This window comes from Streptomyces sp. CB01249 (genome assembly GCF_001905735.1).
Classification (GTDB): Bacteria; Actinomycetota; Actinomycetes; order Streptomycetales; family Streptomycetaceae; genus Streptomyces.
Window position 1 is genome coordinate 1,511,517 of the sequence record NZ_LISW01000002.1, and the last position, 16,917, is coordinate 1,528,433.

At 72.8% G+C, this 16,917-nt stretch carries 15 protein-coding genes and 2 pseudogenes; 6 read left to right on the forward strand and 11 right to left on the reverse strand.

Features of this window, described 5'->3' with window-relative positions:
- The first annotated feature begins 66 nt into the window (after positions 1–66).
- The 4 genes from rlmN (at position 67) to AMK18_RS15340 (ending at position 5,268) form a co-directional block, all read left to right on the forward strand.
- Positions 67–1,173 carry a 23S rRNA (adenine(2503)-C(2))-methyltransferase RlmN gene (gene rlmN, locus AMK18_RS15325; protein ID WP_018102368.1) on the forward strand — a complete coding sequence of 369 codons (1,107 nt, stop codon included), beginning with the start codon at positions 67–69 and terminating at the stop codon, positions 1,171–1,173.
- Between the two features lie 271 nt (positions 1,174–1,444).
- On the forward strand, positions 1,445–2,548 hold the full coding sequence (locus AMK18_RS15330; RefSeq protein WP_073863157.1) for a thiamine ABC transporter substrate-binding protein: 1,104 nt from the start codon (positions 1,445–1,447) through the stop codon (positions 2,546–2,548).
- A gap of 86 nt (positions 2,549–2,634) precedes the next feature.
- Complete coding sequence (locus AMK18_RS15335) at positions 2,635–4,239, forward strand: ABC transporter permease (protein WP_073863257.1); 1,605 nt, start codon at positions 2,635–2,637, stop codon at positions 4,237–4,239.
- 3 nt (positions 4,240–4,242) lie between these two features.
- Positions 4,243–5,268 (forward strand): ABC transporter ATP-binding protein, encoded by a 1,026-nt coding sequence (locus AMK18_RS15340; RefSeq protein ID WP_073863158.1) that lies wholly within the window; start codon positions 4,243–4,245, stop codon positions 5,266–5,268.
- A gap of 2 nt (positions 5,269–5,270) precedes the next feature.
- On the opposite strand, the gene AMK18_RS15345 is transcribed toward AMK18_RS15340, so the two are convergent.
- The 7 genes and pseudogenes from AMK18_RS15345 to AMK18_RS15370 all read right to left on the reverse strand — a co-directional run bounded on the left by AMK18_RS15345 (position 5,271) and on the right by AMK18_RS15370 (position 10,646).
- Positions 5,271–6,098 (reverse strand): hypothetical protein, encoded by an 828-nt coding sequence (locus AMK18_RS15345; protein ID WP_198957002.1) that lies wholly within the window; start codon positions 6,096–6,098, stop codon positions 5,271–5,273.
- Positions 6,095–6,646, reverse strand: a pseudogene (locus AMK18_RS35225) (MerR family transcriptional regulator); the annotation flags it as partial. The pseudogene AMK18_RS35225 and the gene AMK18_RS15345, both read right to left, overlap by 4 nt.
- Before the next feature lie 165 nt (positions 6,647–6,811).
- Positions 6,812–6,994: pseudogene (locus tag AMK18_RS35230) on the reverse strand (MerR family transcriptional regulator); the annotation flags it as partial.
- Between the two features lie 71 nt (positions 6,995–7,065).
- Positions 7,066–7,470 (reverse strand): hypothetical protein, encoded by a 405-nt coding sequence (locus tag AMK18_RS15355; RefSeq protein WP_073863160.1) that lies wholly within the window; start codon positions 7,468–7,470, stop codon positions 7,066–7,068.
- A 50-nt stretch (positions 7,471–7,520) separates the two neighbouring features.
- Complete coding sequence (locus AMK18_RS15360) at positions 7,521–8,651, reverse strand: LOG family protein (protein ID WP_073863161.1); 1,131 nt, start codon at positions 8,649–8,651, stop codon at positions 7,521–7,523.
- A 94-nt stretch (positions 8,652–8,745) separates the two neighbouring features.
- Positions 8,746–9,882 carry a hypothetical protein gene (locus AMK18_RS15365; protein ID WP_073863162.1) on the reverse strand — a complete coding sequence of 379 codons (1,137 nt, stop codon included), beginning with the start codon at positions 9,880–9,882 and terminating at the stop codon, positions 8,746–8,748.
- Between the two features lie 26 nt (positions 9,883–9,908).
- On the reverse strand, positions 9,909–10,646 hold the full coding sequence (locus AMK18_RS15370) for an ABC transporter ATP-binding protein (protein WP_073863163.1): 738 nt from the start codon (positions 10,644–10,646) through the stop codon (positions 9,909–9,911).
- A 256-nt stretch (positions 10,647–10,902) separates the two neighbouring features.
- Between AMK18_RS15370 and AMK18_RS15375 the strand changes: the two genes are divergently transcribed.
- Both AMK18_RS15375 and AMK18_RS15380 read left to right on the forward strand, forming a co-directional pair.
- The gene (locus tag AMK18_RS15375) at positions 10,903–12,342 is read left to right on the forward strand and encodes a gamma-aminobutyraldehyde dehydrogenase (protein ID WP_073863258.1); all 1,440 of its coding nucleotides are present in this window, start codon (positions 10,903–10,905) and stop codon (positions 12,340–12,342) included.
- A gap of 115 nt (positions 12,343–12,457) precedes the next feature.
- On the forward strand, positions 12,458–12,988 hold the full coding sequence (locus tag AMK18_RS15380; protein WP_026171417.1) for a hypothetical protein: 531 nt from the start codon (positions 12,458–12,460) through the stop codon (positions 12,986–12,988).
- A 1-nt stretch (position 12,989) separates the two neighbouring features.
- Here AMK18_RS15380 and AMK18_RS15385 read toward each other — a convergent pair whose 3' ends face one another.
- From AMK18_RS15385 to AMK18_RS15400, 4 genes are all read right to left on the reverse strand, one after another.
- The gene (locus AMK18_RS15385; RefSeq protein WP_073863164.1) at positions 12,990–14,180 is read right to left on the reverse strand and encodes a serine hydrolase domain-containing protein; all 1,191 of its coding nucleotides are present in this window, start codon (positions 14,178–14,180) and stop codon (positions 12,990–12,992) included.
- Positions 14,181–14,275: 95 nt separating this feature from the next.
- Entirely contained in the window at positions 14,276–15,007 is a 732-nt protein-coding gene (locus AMK18_RS15390) for a response regulator (RefSeq protein ID WP_073863165.1), read from the reverse strand.
- On the reverse strand, positions 15,004–16,206 hold the full coding sequence (locus AMK18_RS15395) for a sensor histidine kinase (RefSeq protein WP_338014064.1): 1,203 nt from the start codon (positions 16,204–16,206) through the stop codon (positions 15,004–15,006). The genes AMK18_RS15390 and AMK18_RS15395 overlap by 4 nt, the downstream gene beginning before the upstream one ends.
- Positions 16,206–16,916, reverse strand: a complete 711-nt coding sequence (locus AMK18_RS15400; RefSeq protein ID WP_073863166.1) for a glycerophosphodiester phosphodiesterase — start codon at positions 16,914–16,916, stop codon at positions 16,206–16,208. The genes AMK18_RS15395 and AMK18_RS15400 overlap by 1 nt, the downstream gene beginning before the upstream one ends.
- Between the last annotated feature and the right edge of the window lies 1 nt (position 16,917).

Consider the following 16,917-nt stretch of genomic DNA (forward strand, 5'->3'; position numbering starts at 1 on the left):
CCCGTGAGCCGCCCCTCACCGCGACGCACACGGGCACCTTCGCGCGTCTGCGACACTGGAGGAACCATGCCTAAGCCCGGAGAACTCACTTTCGTCGCGCCCCGCGGAGCCAAGAAGCCGCCGCGGCACCTCGCCGACCTCACGCCCGCCGAGCGCAGGGAGGCCGTCGCCGCGATCGGCGAGAAGCCGTTCCGCGCGCAGCAGCTCTCGCAGCACTACTTCGCGCGGTACGCGCACGACCCGGCCGAGTGGACCAACATCCCGGCCGGATCGCGGGACAAGCTCGCCGAGGCGATGTTCCCCGACCTGATGTCCGTCGTCCGGCACATCAGCTGCGACGACGACACCACCCGTAAGACCCTCTGGAAGCTGCACGACGGGACGCTGGTCGAGTCCGTCCTGATGCGCTACCCGGAGCGGGTCACGATGTGCATCTCCTCACAGGCCGGCTGCGGGATGAACTGCCCGTTCTGCGCGACCGGGCAGGCCGGTCTCGACCGGAACCTCTCCACCGCGGAGATCGTCCACCAGATCGTCGACGGCATGCGCGCCCTGCGCGACGGCGAGGTCCCCGGCGGGCCCGCCCGGCTCTCCAACATCGTCTTCATGGGCATGGGCGAGCCGCTGGCCAACTACAACCGCGTCGTCGGCGCGATCCGCCGGCTGACCGACCCGGAGCCCGACGGCCTCGGCCTCTCGCAGCGCGGGATCACCGTCTCCACCGTCGGCCTGGTGCCCGCGATGCTGCGGTTCGCCGACGAGGGCTTCAAGTGCCGCCTCGCGGTCTCGCTGCACGCCCCGGACGACGAGCTGCGCGACACCCTCGTGCCGGTGAACACCCGGTGGAAGGTGCGCGAGGTGCTGGACGCCGCATGGGAGTACGCGGAGAAGTCGGGCCGCCGCATCTCCATCGAGTACGCCCTGATCCGCGACATCAACGACCAGGCGTGGCGCGGCGACCTGCTGGGCCGCCTCCTCAAGGGCAAGCGGGTCCACGTCAACCTGATCCCGCTGAACCCGACCCCCGGCTCCAAGTGGACCGCCTCGCGGCCCGAGGACGAGCGGGCGTTCGTGGAGGCCATCGCCAATCACGGCGTGCCGGTCACCGTCCGGGACACCCGGGGCCAGGAGATCGACGGCGCCTGCGGGCAGCTGGCGGCCTCCGAGCGCTGAGGCGGGCGGCCGTCGGTGCCCGGGTTCCCGGCCGAAAACGGCCGTGTAGCCTGGGGCCGAAATCAACTGCATATTCCGACAGGGGAGCGCCACAGCGCTGAGAGTGCGGCACCAAGGACAGGTTGGCCGCAGACCCTCTGAACCTCGCCCGGGTCATTCCGGGTAGGAAGTTCGGACCTTACTCAAGCTGTTGCGCCCTGCCCGCTTCCGGCTCCGGCCGGTGTGCGGGCAGGGCCGCGTCTCTTCCTGGTCACTCCAGGAGGAATCACACATGAGCACCACCCAGAAGGCCGCGGTGGCGGCCGTCGCCGCCGCGCTCGGCGTCACCGCGCTGGCCGGCTGCGGAAGTTCCGACGACTCGGCTTCCGGTTCTGGTTCGACCAAGGGCTCCGGTTCCAAGACGGTCACCCTGGTCAGCCACGACTCCTTCAACGCCTCCAAGGACGTGCTGAAGGAGTTCACCCGGGAGACCGGCTACACCGTCAAGGTCCTCAAGAGCGGGGACGCGGGCGCCGCCCTGAACCAGGAGATCCTGACCAAGGGTTCCCCGCGCGGCGACGTGTTCTTCGGCGTCGACAACACCCTGCTCTCGCGCGCCCTCGACAACGGCCTGTTCACCCCGTACGAGGCCAAGGGCCTGGACCGGGTCCCGGCCGATGTCCAGCTGGACGCGGACAAGCACCGGGTCACCCCGGTCGACACCGGTGACATCTGCGTCAACTACGACAAGAAGTACTTCGCCGACAAGAAGCTCGCGCCGCCGAAGACCTTCGCCGACCTGGCGAAGCCCGCGTACAAGGACCTGCTCGTCACCGAGAACGCCGCGACCTCCTCGCCCGGCCTCGGCTTCCTGCTCGGCACCGTCGGAACCTTCGGCGAGGACGGCTACCAGGACTACTGGAAGAAGCTGAAGGACAACGGCGTCAAGGTCGTGGACGGCTGGGAGCAGGCGTACAACGAGGAGTTCTCCGGCTCGGCCGGCGGCAAGAAGGCCAAGGCCGACCGCCCGCTCGTCGTCAGCTACGCCTCCAGCCCGCCCGTCGAGGTGCTGTACGCGGACCCGCAGCCGAAGACCGCGCCGACCGGGGTCGCCACCGGGACGTGCTTCCGCCAGATCGAGTTCGCGGGGCTCCTGGACGGCGCGAAGAACGAGGCGGGCGGCAAGGCCCTGCTGGACTTCCTCATCGGGAAGAAGTTCCAGGAGGACATGCCGCTCACCATGTTCGTCAGCCCGGTTGCGAAGGACGCGAAGGTGCCGGAGCTCTTCACCGAGTTCGGTGCCACCGCGGAGAAGCCGGCGACCGTCGCCCCGGATGCCATCGCCAAGAACCGTGAGCAGTGGGTCCAGTCATGGTCCTCGCTCGTAGTGAAGTAGCGAAGACTCCCGTACGCGGACCGGGCGCGCGCGGGAGATCCGCACGCGCCCGGGCCCGGCGCGGGACCGCGGTGCGGCTCGGCCTGATGGCCGTGCCCGTCGCGTTCTTCGCCGTGTTCTTCGCCTACCCGGTCGCCGCGATCGTCGGCCGGGGGCTCAAGGCGGACGGCGTCTGGCAGTTCGGCCGGTTCGGCGAGGTACTGGCCCGGCCGGAGATCCGGGACGTCCTGTGGTTCACGCTGTGGCAGGCGCTCGCCTCGACCGCGCTGACCCTGCTGATCGCGCTGCCCGGCGCGTATGTCTTCGCCCGGTTCGACTTCCCCGGCAAGCAGGTGCTGCGGGCCGTGGTCACGGTGCCGTTCGTGCTGCCGACCGTCGTCGTGGGCACCGCGTTCCTCGCGCTGCTCGGGCGCGGCGGGCTGCTGGACGAGCTGTGGGGCGTACGGCTCGACACCACCGTGTGGGCGATCCTGCTGGCGCACGTCTTCTTCAACTACGCGGTCGTCGTCCGGACCGTCGGCGGGCTCTGGGCGCAGCTCGACCCGCGTCAGGAGGAGGCCGCCCGGGTGCTGGGCGCGAGCCGGTTCACCGCCTGGCGCCGTGTCACGCTGCCCGCGCTCGCCCCGGCCGTGGCCGCCGCCGCGCTGATGGTCTTCCTCTTCACCTTCACCTCCTTCGGGGTCGTACAGATTCTTGGCGGTCCCGGCTTCTCCACGCTGGAGGTGGAGATCTACCGGCAGACCGCCCAGCTGCTCGCCCTGCCCACGGCCGCCGTGCTGACGCTCGTGCAGTTCGCCGCCGTCGGCGCGATCCTCGCCGTGCACGCGTGGACCGTACGCCGCAGGGAGCGCGCGCTGAAGCTGGTCGACCCGTCGCAGACGGCGCGCAAGCCGCACGGGGCCGGGCAGTGGACGCTGCTCGCCGGGGTCCTGCTGAGCGTGCTGCTGCTGGTCCTGCTGCCGCTCGCCGTACTGGTGGAACGCTCGCTGGGCGGCTCCGGTTTCGCCTACTACCGCGCGCTGACCTCGGCGGACGCCAACAGCGGTACGTTCCTGGTGGCGCCCGTCGAAGCCATCGGGAACTCGCTGCGCTACGCCCTCGTCGCCACGCTGATCGCCCTCGTCGTCGGCGGGCTCGCCGCCGCCGCGCTCACCCGGCGGGCGGGCCGGCTCGTCCGGGGCTTCGACGCGCTGCTGATGCTGCCGCTCGGGGTCTCCGCCGTCACCGTCGGCTTCGGCTTCCTGATCACCCTGGACAAGCCGCCGCTGGACCTCCGTACCTCCTGGATCCTGGTGCCGCTCGCCCAGGCGCTGGTCGGGGTGCCCTTCGTCGTACGGACCATGCTGCCGGTGCTCCGGGCGGTGGACGCGCGGCTGCGCGAGGCCGCGGCGGTGCTCGGGGCCTCGCCGCTGCGGGCCTGGCGCGAGGTGGACTTCCCGCTCGTACGGCGGGCGCTGCTGGTCGCCGCCGGGTTCGCGTTCGCGGTGTCGCTGGGGGAGTTCGGCGCGACCGTGTTCATCGCGCGGCCCGACAACCCGACGCTGCCGGTGGCCGTGGCGCGGCTGCTCGGCCGGTCCGGGGACCTCAACTACGGCCAGGCCATGGCCCTCAGCACCGTCCTGATGCTCGTGTGCGCGGTGTCGCTGCTGCTGCTCGAACGCATCCGCACCGACCGATCCGGGGAGTTCTGAAAGATGCTGACGCTCGAATCGGTCACCGTCCGCTTCGGTGACCGGGCCGCGCTCGACGGGGTCGACCTGGAGGTCGCCGACCACGAGACCGTCTGCGTCCTCGGGCCGAGCGGCAGCGGCAAGTCCACCCTGCTGCGCCTGGTCGCCGGGCTCCAGGAGCCGGACGGCGGCCGGGTCCTGCTCGACGGCACCGACCAGGACGGCATCCCGGTCCACCGGCGCGGCCTCGGCCTGATGTTCCAGGACCACCAGCTCTTCCCGCACCGGGACGTCGGCGCCAACGTCGCCTTCGGCCTGCGGATGCACGGGGCCGGCCGGGCCGAACAGGACCGCCGCGTCGCCGAACTCCTCGACCTCGTGGGCCTCCCCGGCGCCGAACGCCGCGCCGTCGCCGCGCTCTCCGGCGGCGAGCAGCAGCGCGTCGCCCTGGCCCGGGCCCTCGCCCCCAGCCCCAGGCTGCTGATGCTCGACGAGCCCCTGGGCCAGCTGGACCGCAGCCTGCGCGAACGGCTCGTCGTGGAGCTGCGCGCCCTCTTCGGCCGCCTCGGCACCACCGTGCTCGCCGTCACCCACGACCAGGGCGAGGCGTTCGCTCTGGCCGACCGGGTCGTCGTGATGCGCGAGGGCCGCGTCGCCCAGGTGGGCACCCCGCTGGAGGTCTGGCAGCGCCCCGCCTCCGCCTTCGTGGCCCGCTTCCTGGGCTTCGACAACGTGGTCGAGGCGACCGTCGAGGGGGAGGCGGCGGACACGGAGTGGGGCGAGGTGCCGGTGCCCGCGGGGTCGCCGCAGGGTGCGTGCGATCTGCTGGTGCGGCCCGCCGGGGTCCGGATCGGCGGGCCGGAGAAGGGGCTGCGCTGCGTCGTGGGTGCGCGCATTTTCCGGGGCAGCCATGTCGCCGTGACCCTGCACCCTGAGCGCGGTCCGGTGCTGGAGGCCGAGTGCTCGCTGCGCGGGACGCCGGAGGAGGGCGAGCGGGTCGGGGTCACCTTCGACGCCTCGGAGACCGTGGTGCTTCCGGCCCTGTTCTGAGCTCAGGCCGACTGGCGGACCGCGCCGACCAAGGCGCGCGGGTCGTCGGCGTGGAAGCGGATGGTGCGGGCCGTCTCCGAGGCGCCGAGCGGCCGGGTGAAGGGGAGCGGCCGGTTCAGCTCCACCGTCACCGAGGTCTGGCTGCCCACGATCAGGTCGAGGACCCCGTCGTCGGAGACGGTGATCAGGCGGCCCTCCGGGTAGCGGCGGTCGACCCGGGCCGAGGCGACCGCGTCGCGCGGCACGACGAGGTCGAAGAGGGCTCCGTAGCGGATCCGCAGAGAGCCGTCGGGGCGTACGACGTGCGGCCGGGTGACGCAGGCGGCGTGCAGGGCCAGCACCAGGACGAGCCCGTACAGGTCGAGCACCAGGAACACCCGGTGGACCACCGGCCACGGGATGAGGAGGGCCAGGCCCACCGTCTCGACGGCCATGACGAAGAGCAGCCCGTACATCATCGCGGTCTGCGGCCCGGTGTACGCGACGGCGAGGTCCCCGGGGCGCACCCCGTGCGTGCGGCGCCGGACCCATCGCGCCAGGGAGGCGACGGCGCGCAGTTCGTGGCGGACCAGACGGCGGACCGCCACTGGCACCGCCCGCTCCACGGCGGCCCGCCGTGCCGCCCGGGGGTCCGCGCCGTCCGCGCGCGACGCGACGTACAGCGAGCGCAGTACCCGGGCCTCCAGGAGCAGCACGGCGAGCACCAGTGCCTCGGCGCCCACCAGGGCCCACCCGGGCGGCCGGACCCCGGCCACCAGGCAGACCGCCAGGGCCAGTTCCGCGGACAGCACGGCGGCCGCAGCGACCCGTGCCACCCGTATGCCGCTCATCCCCGGCCCCGCGCGATGAAGGCGTCCATGAGCCGCCCCACGACCTCCGCCTGCGCGGGGGCGTACTCGGCGAGCATCGCCTCCTTGAGCCCGGTGACGACGACCCCGTCCCCGGGGATGGCGGCGAACAGCTCCTCGGGGACGGCCGCCATCAGATCGGCCGCCAGCGGGGCGATCCGCGGGTCGTCGGCCGGGGCCTCGGCGAGCGCGTCCAGGCGCTCGTACAGTTCGATGACCGCGGGATCGGTGACCAGCGTTTCGAACAGCGCGAACATCTCCTGGGCACCGTTGCCGGGCGCGTCCATCAGCGTGAGGTATTCGCGGTCCTTGGCCGCGCTCGGCGAATCGGTCTCCGGGGCCTGTGCCAGCAGCGCGGCGAGGGCGGGCGAGACGGGCCCGGTGGCCCCGGGCGGCTCGGCGAGCAGGGCGGCGAGGCGGCGACGGCGCTCCCGGACGGCCGCCTCCTGGCGGGCCAGGTCCGCGTCGAGTTCCGCCAGCACCTCGGCCAGCTCGCGCCCGGCGTCATCGGCGAGGACGTCGCGCACCTAAGGCGTGTCCGGCGGATCATGGCCGGGGTCGCGACGCCTGGCACGGCACCTCGCCGCGTTGCCGAAACGCCCGAATAGCTCCGCTATTAGGACGCCCCGGCGCCTTGCGATGCACCGCACCAGACGCCGCGCCCTACCCGACCCTGATCCGCCGGACACGCCTTAGTCGAGACCGAGACCGAGCTCGGTGAGCCGCCGCACCCGGGCGAGCAGGACGGCATCGCGGATGCTGTACGCCCGGTAGCCGTTGGGGCGCCGCTCCGGCTCCGGGAGCAGCCCGACGTGGTGGTAGTGCCGGATCGCCCGGGTGGTCAGCCCCACGAGCGCGGCGATCTCTCCGATTCGCATGCCGCCAGTAGAAACCTTGCCGCCGCGTCAAGGTCAACCGCCGCGACGGATCGCCGGGCGCGTCCGCGTAGTCATCGGCCGGGTGCGGCTGTGCAGCGGCCGTCGGCCATCCGCCAGTAGTGCTGGTGATCGGCCATCCGCCAGGTCTCAGCGGCAGCGGTCGCCCGTGTGATCCACGCGCGGAGTTCCGGGAGGGCCTGCGTTCGGAGCACCGCACGGATGGCAGCACGTTCGGTGGCGTCGACCGGGTGGACGTCGATGCGGAAGCCGACCATGTCCGGATGGACGCCGCGGCCGTAGTTGCGGGGGTTCGGAGCGATCCACTCCACTCCCAGGACGAGGGTCCCGCTGTCATGCCCGGTGAGGAATGCCAGGTCCGTGACCCGGGTCATGCAGGGGCCGAGACTCTCGCTGATGTCGGTGGTGGTCAGCGGCCAGGCGCGGTGCCGGGGCAGTCTTCGATTTCGTGCGGACATGGCGAGCAGAATGGCAGAAGGCCACCGCCGAGCCCCACCGAATACCGCGTCTACGCCCCCGAGAGGCGGGCGAGGGCGTCGGGGGCTTCCTCCACCGTGTCGACCAGGGCGATGCGGGACTCCATCGTCCGGCCGGACGCCAGGGTTTGCAGGAGAGGCCAGGCGGGAAGCTCGCGCGTCCAGTGGTCGTGGCCCACCAGGACCATGGGGACGGGTTCGCCGCGGGACTCGTAGTAGTTCGGGGTGACGCTGTCGAAGATCTCCTGGACGGTGCCGGCCGCGCCGGGGAGGAAGATCACGCCCGCGTTCGACCGGGCCAGCAGCCCGTCCTCGCGCAGCGCGTTGGTGAAGTACTTCGCGATGTGCCCGGCGAACGGATTGGGCGGCTCGTGGCCGTAGAACCAGGTGGGGATCGACACGGACGGGCCGCCGTCCGGCCAGCGCTCCCGTACCGCGAAGGCCGCCCGCGCCCAGTCGGTGACCGAGGGCGTGAAGGACGGCACCGCGCCCAGCATCGCGCACGCCTCGTCCAGCATCGCGTCGTCGTGCGGCGCCGCGTACGCCCCCAGGTTGGCCGCCTCCATCGCGCCCGGGCCGCCCCCGGTCGCCACGGTGAGGCCGCTGCGGGCCAGGGTCCTGCCGAGCCGGGCCGCCTCCGCGTAACCCGCGCCGCCCCGGGGCAGCGCGTGGCCGCCCATCACACCGGCCACCCGGGCCCCGGCGAGCACCTCCGCCAGCGCGTCCGAGATCGCGTCGTCGTGGAGCGCCCGGAGCATCGAGGCGAACGCGTCGCCGTCCGACCGGGTCCGCCGGAACCAGTCGAAGGCCAGGGCGTCCGGCGTGGCCGCGTAACCCTCCCGCGCGAGCCCGTCGTAGAGCGCGTCGGGGGAGTAGAGCAGGCCCCGGTACGGATCGAAGGGCAGGCCGGGGACGGGCGGGAAGACGAACGCCCCGCCGGCCCGGACCTTCTCCTCAGGACCGGGCTCCATCGGACAGCCGAGGAACACGGCCCCGGCGGTGTCCGTGGTCAGCAGCGCCTCGCTCCGCTCCGTGAGGTCCACCGACTGCACACGGCGCCCGGCCAGCGAACCGGCGGCCACCGCCGCGTCGAACTCGGCCAGCGACTCGATCTCGTCGCCGTTGCCGCTCCTGTACTCGTCCGGGCTCTCCACGCCGCTCATGCTACGAAACGCTCATCCGATCCGGGCGGGCACCCGTAAACGCGCGAAACCGGCCGGGCAAGGGGCCCGGCCGGTTTCGCGCGACGAGCCGCGCTCAGGGGGTCAGCGGCAGCGCGGCCAGTTCGGCGATCGCCCAGGTGAGCGGGGCGAAGAGGACCAGCAGCGCCACCGCGCGCAACGCGGTCGCCCAGCGCAGCGCCGAGGCCGGGGCCCCGAGCCGCAGCAGCGCCCTGGCCGTCTCGGCGCGGGCCTGGCGGGCCTCCAGGGCCGAGGTGAGCAGCGTCGCCGTGGTGCAGCCGACGACGAGCACCGCCCCCAGCGCGGTCAGCGGGCCGAACGGCCGGGGCCCGCTCCCGTACAGCGCGAAGGCGGCGATGACCGCCGACAGGACCGCGCAGACGATGCCGAGCGGGCGGCCGATCCGGCGTGCCTCGTCCATCAGGACCCGGCCGGCCAGCAGGCGTACGGCCCCGGGCCGGGCCGTCTGGAGCAGCTTGCCGCACAGATAGGTCAGGCCGGGGCCCGCCGTGGCCAGGCCGATCGCCGTGAGCGTCCAGCCGACGAGCACCCAGGCCGGGGTGGAGTCCAGCTTGCCCGGGAGCGGGAAGGGGCTGCCGGGCTCGCCCCGGCTCGCGTACGCCTCGACGGCGAGACCGGCAGCGGTCAGGGCCACCCCCCAGGGCAGCCCGCCCGGCGGCGCGGCGGGGGCCGGGATCTCCTCGGCGGGCACCAGGTCGCCGCCGTCGTCCGTGTCGCGCGCCGCCCCCGCCGGACGGCCGCGCAGCGCCAGCGCACTGCCCGTGGCGGCCGCCACCGGCACCAGGGCCAGCAGGACCAGCACGGCGGCGAGGGGCAGTGACGCGTCCGCGCCGAGCAGATCGGCGGCGGCCCCGTCGAACGGCAGCCCGGACAGGTCGCCGCGCAGATGGAGGAAGAACAGCAGCGCCACGGCAGACCCGAGGGTGCACGAGACGGCGGTGGAGACCGCGGCGAGCACGCTGAGCTTCACCGGGCCGAGGCCCACGGCGGACAGCCCGGTACGCGGCCGGGTGCTCGGGTCCGTGCGCGCCACCGCGACCGCGAACTGCACGGTCGCCGCCAGCGGGACGAAGCACCACAGCAGCCGCAGCACCGCCCCCGCCGAGTGCGGGTGCGCGGCGGTGTAGCCGAGGGTGCACAGGAGAAGGAAGCCGACCCCGGCGGAGGCGGCCGCGACCAGCAGCCGCCGCATCAGGACCAGTGGATGGGAGCCGCGGGCTAGACGGAGAGCGAGCACGCCGCGCGCCCCTCCGGATCGGCTTCGGCGGGCAGGCCGACGGTGGAGACCCGGCGCCCGTCGAGCAGCGGCACCACGCGGTCGGCGAGCGAGGCGATCTCGGCGTCGTGCGTGGCGAGCACCACCGTGATCCCGTGCGAGCGGGCGGCACTGGTCAGGGTCCGCAGGACGTGCGTGCGGTCCGTGCGGTGCAGCGTCGCGGTCGGCTCGTCGGCGAAGATCACCGAGGGCCCGGCGGCCAGCGCGCGGGCCACCGCGATCCGCTGCCGCTGGCTCTGCTGGAGGGTGTGCGGGCGCTTCTTGGCGCAGGTGCCGATGTCCAGGCGCTCCAGCCACTCCATGGCGGCCTTCCTGGCCTCCCGGTGCGAGGCGCCGCGCAGCAGGAGCGGCAGTGCGGTGTTCTCCCAGGTGTTCAGCTCCGGGACGAGCTGCGGCTCGGGAGCGATCCAGCCGAACTTGTCGCGGCGCAGCCGCTCGCGCAGCCTCGGCCCCATCGTGTGCACGGGCACGCTGTTGAACCAGACCTCGCCCTGCTCGGGCACCAGCTGTCCGGAGAGGCAGTGCAGCAGCGTCGTCTTGCCGCTGCCGCGCGGACCGGTCACCGCGAGGATCTCGCCGTCGCGGATGCCCAGGGAGACCCCGCCGAGCGCGGGTGAGCCGTTGTGGGAATGCTGCAGGGAACGCGCCCAGATCACATCGTTGTCCGGCGGGGCCACCATGGCGTACACCTCGGTTCAGATCAGATATCCCGTCCCCCGTACGGGGGAACGAAGAGGGGGCCGATCGGTCACTCGGCACCGTAAGGATTCGGATCGCGGTGAGCGGACAGCACGCGGCCCGGGCCCGCCTCTTCCCACTCGATCGGGCGCATCCGGGCCGCTCCGGGAGCCGGGGGACGCCTTGCCCGGCACAGCACACCGGGGCCCGACTACGCTGGTCGTCTCACCCATTGGACATATACGAGGAGGGGTGGCCGTGACCGCCGAGGTACGCCGTCTGCGCAACTACATCAACGGGGAGTTCCGGGACGCCGCCGACGGGCGGACGATCGACGTGGTCAACCCGGTGACCGAGGAGGTCTACGCGACCTCGCCGCTCTCCGGCCCCGCCGACGTCGACGCCGCGATGGCCGCCGCCGCGGCCGCGTTTCCCGCCTGGCGCGACGCCACACCGGCCGAGCGCCAGCGCGCCCTGCTCAAGATCGCGGACGCGTTCGAGGAGCGGGCCGAGGACCTCATCGCCGCCGAGTCCGAGAACACCGGCAAGCCGCTCGGGCTGACTCGCACCGAAGAGATCCCGCCGATGGTGGACCAGATCCGCTTCTTCGCCGGCGCCGCCCGGCTCCTGGAGGGGCGCTCGGCCGGTGAGTACATGGAGGGGCTGACCTCCATCGTGCGCCGCGAGCCGGTCGGCGTCTGCGCGCAGGTCGCGCCGTGGAACTACCCGATGATGATGGCCGTCTGGAAGTTCGCCCCGGCGCTCGCCGCGGGCAACACCGTCGTCATCAAGCCGTCCGACACCACGCCCGCCTCGACCGTGCTGATCGCCGAGATCATCGGGCAGATCCTGCCCAAGGGCGTCTTCAACGTCATCTGCGGCGACCGCGACACCGGCCGCGCGATGGTCGAGCACCGGACCCCGGCGATGGCCTCCATCACCGGCTCGGTGCGGGCGGGCATGCAGGTCGCCGAGTCGGCCGCCAAGGACGTCAAGCGGGTCCACCTGGAGCTCGGCGGCAAGGCGCCCGTCGTCGTCTTCGAGGACACCGACATCGCCAAGGCCGTCGAGGACATCTCGGTCGCGGGCTACTTCAACGCCGGGCAGGACTGTACGGCCGCCACCCGCGTGCTGGTCCACGAGTCCATCCACGACGAGTTCGTCACCGCGCTCGCCAAGGCCGCCGCCGACACGAAGACCGGCCTGCCGGACGACGAGGACGTGCTCTACGGCCCGCTCAACAACGCCAACCAGCTGGCCCAGGTCAGCGGCTTCATCGAGCGCCTTCCCGCCCACGCCCGGGTCGAAGCGGGCGGCCACCGGGTCGGCGACAAGGGCTACTTCTACGCCCCGACCGTCGTCTCCGGCCTCAAGCAGGACGACGAGATCATCCAGCACGAGGTCTTCGGCCCGGTCATCACCGTCCAGTCGTTCCGCGACGAGGCGCAGGCCGTGGAGTGGGCGAACGGCGTCGAGTACGCCCTGGCCTCCTCGGTGTGGACCAAGGACCACGCGCGCGCGATGCGGATGTCCAAGAACCTGGACTTCGGCTGCGTCTGGATCAACACGCACATCCCGCTGGTCGCCGAGATGCCGCACGGCGGTTTCAAGAAGTCCGGTTACGGCAAGGACCTTTCGGCCTACGGCTTCGAGGACTACACGCGCATCAAGCACGTGATGACGTCCATCGAGGGCTGAGCGACCACCCCCGCGCCCCCGTGCGAACCGGCCGGTTCGCACGGGGGCGCGGGTCGTGCGGCCCTATACCGGGGGTGGCGTAAAGAGCCGGTAAATGCGGGCGTACGCTGCGGACATGAGCGAGCAACGCGCCTTGCGCAGGCGTATACGCGTGTGGTTGGTCGTTTTCATCGTCTGTCTGGTTCTGAGCGGGCTGACCGCCTTCCCGCTCGTCCACGAACTGCGGTGGACCGAGGATCTGCTGACGTCCTCGGCCTCTCCCGTCCCCGAGCACTTCCCGGATCTGCTGGAGTGGATCACCCGCGTCCGCACCGGCCTGGACGAGGCCGACGCCCGGTACCCCTTCGTGCTGTACGGCACCGACTGGCTGGCCTTCGCCCACCTGGTCATCGCGGTCGCCTTCTACGGGCCCTTCCGCGACCCGGTCCGCAACATCTGGGTGATCGAGTTCGGCATGATCGCCTGTGCCGGGATCATCCCGCTCGCGCTGATCTGCGGCCCGATCCGCGACATCCCGTTCTGGTGGTCGATCATCGACATGTCGTTCGGCGTCTTCGGGGTGATTCCGCTGCTGATCGTGCACCGCAAGATCAAGCGCCTTGAGGCGATGGAGCAGGCCCCGGAGCGCGAACCGGTGGCCGCCTGACTCAGTCGGCCGACGGCTCCCCGAAGACCGTCGAGACCACGCCCATGACCAGGGCGTTCTCCCCCTCGGCCTTCGCGTCCGTGGAGTTGATGCTGTAGACGAGCGTGCGGGAGAGATCGCGCGTGGCGCCGATGCCCGAGTTGTAGCCCCAGCGGCCGCCGGTCTTGCCCCAGACCTGGCGGCCGCCCAGCTTCCAGGTGGACAGACCGGCGCTGAACGCGGGCGCCCTGCCGGTCACGAAGTCGCGCACCGAGGGGTTCGGCAGCGTGAACATCTCCTCCAGCAGCGGTCCGCGCACCACCCGGCCCCGGAACAGCGCGGTCAGGAAGCGTTCCAGGTCGGCGGTGGTGGAGATGATGTCCCCCGCCGCCCAGCCGTCGGTCGCGCTCCACACGCTGACGTCCCGCAGAACGGTGGTGCCGTCCGCCTGCTTCATGCGCTGGTACCCGTGGTTGTGCGGGCCGTGGATACGGGGATCGGCGCCGGGGAACGACGTGTCGCGCAGACCCAGCGGGGCCAGGATGCGCCGGGACACCTCCGCCTCGTAGGCGTGCCCGGTGACCTTCTCGATCAGCAGCCCGGCCACCGTGGAGTTGATGTTGAGGTAGTGCTGCCGCGTCCCCGCAGGGAACTCGGGCTTCTTGGCCGTGGCCGAGGCGACCATCTCGCGTGCGTCGAAGCGGTGGAAGCGGTTGGCGTACCACTCCTCCACCGTGTCGCCCGGATAGTCGGCCGACGGAAGCCCGCTGGTGTGGTTCAGCAACTGGCGTACGGTGACCGCCCCGTACGCCGCGGGGATCAGCTCCGGCAGGTAGGAGCGCACCGGCCGGTCCAGACTCAGCCTCCGCTCGGCGGCGAGCTGGAGAACGGTCGCGGCGGTGAAGACCTTGGTCACCGAACCCGCCCGGAACCGCGCGTCCGGGTCCGCCGGACGCTTCGTCACCAGGTCGTGGACCCCGGCGGAACCCCGCCACGCGCCCTCGGTGCCGCCCAGCCGGATCAGGGCGGCCGTCGCCCCCTCGTCGGGGAGCCCGGCGATGAGGTCGCGCAGCGCCCCGGTGTCCGTGCCGGCCGCCGCTGGGGCGGTGGCGTGCGCCGGGGTGCCCGTCGCGAGGGCCGGGCCGGCGGCGCCCGCCGCGAGACCGGCGACCAGGGCGGCGGCGAGGACGGTACGGCGGATGCGGGCGTTCATCGTGATGCCTCCAGGCAGGGAGATCCGTGGCGGCGAAGTCCCGTCGACCGCGCCGTTGTCGATCCCATCCTGCGGACCGGGAGGCCCTGCGCGGATCACCGGAGCGGGGGGTTCCCGGCGGGTTCGTTCCTCCCCTGCGCGGGGGAGGAGGACGGCGGTGCTCCCTCCGGCGAGGGAGCGACGAGCCCGGTCTCGTAGGCGCAGATGACGGCCTGGATGCGGTCGCGCAGGCCCAGCTTGGACAGCACGTTGCCCACATGCGTCTTCACCGTGTGGTCGCTGACCACCATCGCCGCCGCGATCTCCGCGTTGGAAAGACCGCGCGCCAGATGCAGCAGCGTCTCGCGCTCCCGGGCGGTCAGGACACCGAGCCGCCGCTCGTCCGCGACCGCCGCCGCCTGCGCCGGGCGCGCGGTGTACGCGGCGATCAGCAGCCGCGCCACCGAGGGCGCCAGCAGCGAGTCGCCCGCCGCCACCACCCGTACCGCGTGCACCAGATCGTCCCGGCGGACGTCCTTGAGGAGGAAGCCGCTCGCCCCGGCGTGCAGCGCCTCGTACACGTAGGCGTCGGAGTCGAAGGTCGTCAGCATGACCGTCCGGCAGGCGGTCCGGGCGCTGATCTCGCGGCAGGCGCCGATGCCGTCCAGGACGGGCATCCGGATGTCCAGCAGGGCCACGTCCGGCTCCAGTCGGCGCACCGCTTCCACCGCCTGCGCCCCGTCGCCCGCCTCGGCCACCACCTCGATGTCAGGCTGGGCGTCCAGGATCATCGCGAACCCGCTGCGGACCAGCTCCTGGTCGTCCGCCACCACGACACGGATCGTCAACTCCCCACCTCCACCGAGGACGTTACCGGCATGAGGGGGAGCGTGACGTCGACCCGGAATCCCCGTCCGCCCGGCCCCGGACCGGTCCGGGCGCTGCCGCCGTGCGCCGCCGCCCGCTCCCGGATGCCGATCAGGCCGTGCCCGGTGCCCGTGCCCGTCCCCCCGCCGCGGCCGTCGTCGGTCACCGAGACGGTCAGGTCGCTCTCCCCGTACGCCAGCAGGACGGCGGCCTCGGAGGCGGCGGCGTGCTTGACCGTGTTGGTCAGGGCCTCCTGCACGATCCGGAACACGGCGCTGTCGGTGTCCCGGGGCAGCGGGCGCTCCGGACCGGTCACCGTGTGGGTCACCGCCAGGCCGCTGGCGCGTACCCGCTCCACCAGTGCCGGGAGTTCGGACAGGGCCGGCTGCGGGGAGCGGGGCGCGCCGGGCCCCTGCTCGCTCTCGCGCAGCACGCCGAGCATCCGGCGCAGCTGGACCATCGCGTCCCTGCCGGTCTCCGAGATCGCGTCGAACGCCGCCTCCGCCCGCTCCGGAGCCGTACGGACCGCCACCGGTCCCGCCTCCGCCTGCACGATCATCAGGCTCACCGCGTGCGACAGGATGTCGTGCATCTCCCGGGCGATCCTGGCCCGTTCCCGGGCCGCCGCCTGCTCGGCCTCGATCCGGCGGGTGACCTCCAGCTGCCGCGCCCGGTCCTCGACGGCCCTGGTGTACGCCTGGCGGGTGTCCGTGAACCGGCCGAACCCGTAGGCCGCCGTGAACACCATCAGGGAGAAGACCAGTTCCCTGGCCTCGCCCGTGTTGAACGCGACCGAGGGGAAGACGATCGCCAGGGTCAGCGCCCCGCAGAGCCGGCGGGCCCGTGCCGGGGCGTAGGCCGCGACGCTGTAGAGGGCGACCAGACCGGTGTACGGCAGGGTCTGCCCCGGACCGTCGACAGCGAGCCCGTACAGGCCCTGCGCCGCCATGACCGCCAGCAGCACCCGCACCGGGGCCCGGCGCCGCCACAGCAGCGGCAGCACGGTCAGGGTGGTCAGCAGATACGCGGCCGGCGTCGCGGGTTCGAGGCGGGGATCGCGGGGCAGCACCCAGGGCACCGACACCGCCGCCTGCACCAGCAGGACCACGCCGATGTCGGTCGCCCGGGGACCCGGACCGCCGGTCTCCCGTATCCGGCGCCAGACCGTGCGGGGGCTTATCACGGCCTCCGCCCGGCCCCGTGCCGGTCGATCAGCTTGCGGAGCACGTCGATCCGGTTGGTGGTGACGGAGTCCACGCCGTACGCGAGCAGGCGGCGCATCGTCCGGCCGGTGTCGGCGGTCCACGCCGAGACCAGCAGCCCGTCGCGGTGGTTGCGGTCCGTCAGCTCCGGGCTGACCAGCCCGAACCGGTAGTTCAGCCAGCGCGGCCGGACCGCTTCGAGCAGCGCCGCACGCGGGGGAGCGAGCGTCGTCCACGTCATCGCGATCTCGGCCGACGGGTCGGCCGCCCGCACCCGCAGCATCGCCTCGGGCCCCGCGCAGTAGTACACGCGCTCACCGGCCCCGCACTCCCGCACCACGCCCACCGTGCGCTTCACCGACTCCGGCGTGGAGCCCGGCAGATCGATCATCACGCGGTGCGCGCCGACGGCGAGCAGCGCCTCGCGCAGCGTCGGCACCCCGCCCGCCGTCAGCTCGGTCAGCTCCTGGTGGCTGAGCCGGTCCAGCCGCAGGTCATGACCCCACAGCCGGTCCAGCGTGGCATCGTGCAGCAGGACCGGCACCCCGTCCCGGGTGACCCGGACGTCGATCTCCACCGCGTCCGCCCCGCGTTCGAGCGCGGAGCGGATCGAGGCGAGGGTGTTCTCGCGGGCACGGTACGGATCGCCGCGATGCGCGACGGCGGTGACAGGCGTGGGCGTGGGCATG

Excerpts from the sequence above, each read along its gene's own strand:
- rlmN (WP_018102368.1), top strand. The coding sequence starts at position 67 with ATGCCTAAGCCCGGAGAACTCACTTTCGTCGCGCCCCGCGGAGCCAAG.
- AMK18_RS15330 (WP_073863157.1), top strand. The coding sequence starts at position 1,445 with ATGAGCACCACCCAGAAGGCCGCGGTGGCGGCCGTCGCCGCCGCGCTC.
- AMK18_RS15335 (WP_073863257.1), top strand. The coding sequence starts at position 2,635 with ATGGCCGTGCCCGTCGCGTTCTTCGCCGTGTTCTTCGCCTACCCGGTC.
- AMK18_RS15340 (WP_073863158.1), top strand. The coding sequence starts at position 4,243 with ATGCTGACGCTCGAATCGGTCACCGTCCGCTTCGGTGACCGGGCCGCG.
- AMK18_RS15345 (WP_198957002.1), bottom strand. The coding sequence starts at position 6,098 with ATGAGCGGCATACGGGTGGCACGGGTCGCTGCGGCCGCCGTGCTGTCC.
- AMK18_RS15355 (WP_073863160.1), bottom strand. The coding sequence starts at position 7,470 with ATGTCCGCACGAAATCGAAGACTGCCCCGGCACCGCGCCTGGCCGCTG.
- AMK18_RS15360 (WP_073863161.1), bottom strand. The coding sequence starts at position 8,651 with ATGAGCGGCGTGGAGAGCCCGGACGAGTACAGGAGCGGCAACGGCGAC.
- AMK18_RS15365 (WP_073863162.1), bottom strand. The coding sequence starts at position 9,882 with ATGCGGCGGCTGCTGGTCGCGGCCGCCTCCGCCGGGGTCGGCTTCCTT.
- AMK18_RS15370 (WP_073863163.1), bottom strand. The coding sequence starts at position 10,646 with ATGGTGGCCCCGCCGGACAACGATGTGATCTGGGCGCGTTCCCTGCAG.
- AMK18_RS15380 (WP_026171417.1), top strand. The coding sequence starts at position 12,458 with ATGAGCGAGCAACGCGCCTTGCGCAGGCGTATACGCGTGTGGTTGGTC.
- AMK18_RS15385 (WP_073863164.1), bottom strand. The coding sequence starts at position 14,180 with ATGAACGCCCGCATCCGCCGTACCGTCCTCGCCGCCGCCCTGGTCGCC.
- AMK18_RS15400 (WP_073863166.1), bottom strand. The coding sequence starts at position 16,916 with ATGCCCACGCCCACGCCTGTCACCGCCGTCGCGCATCGCGGCGATCCG.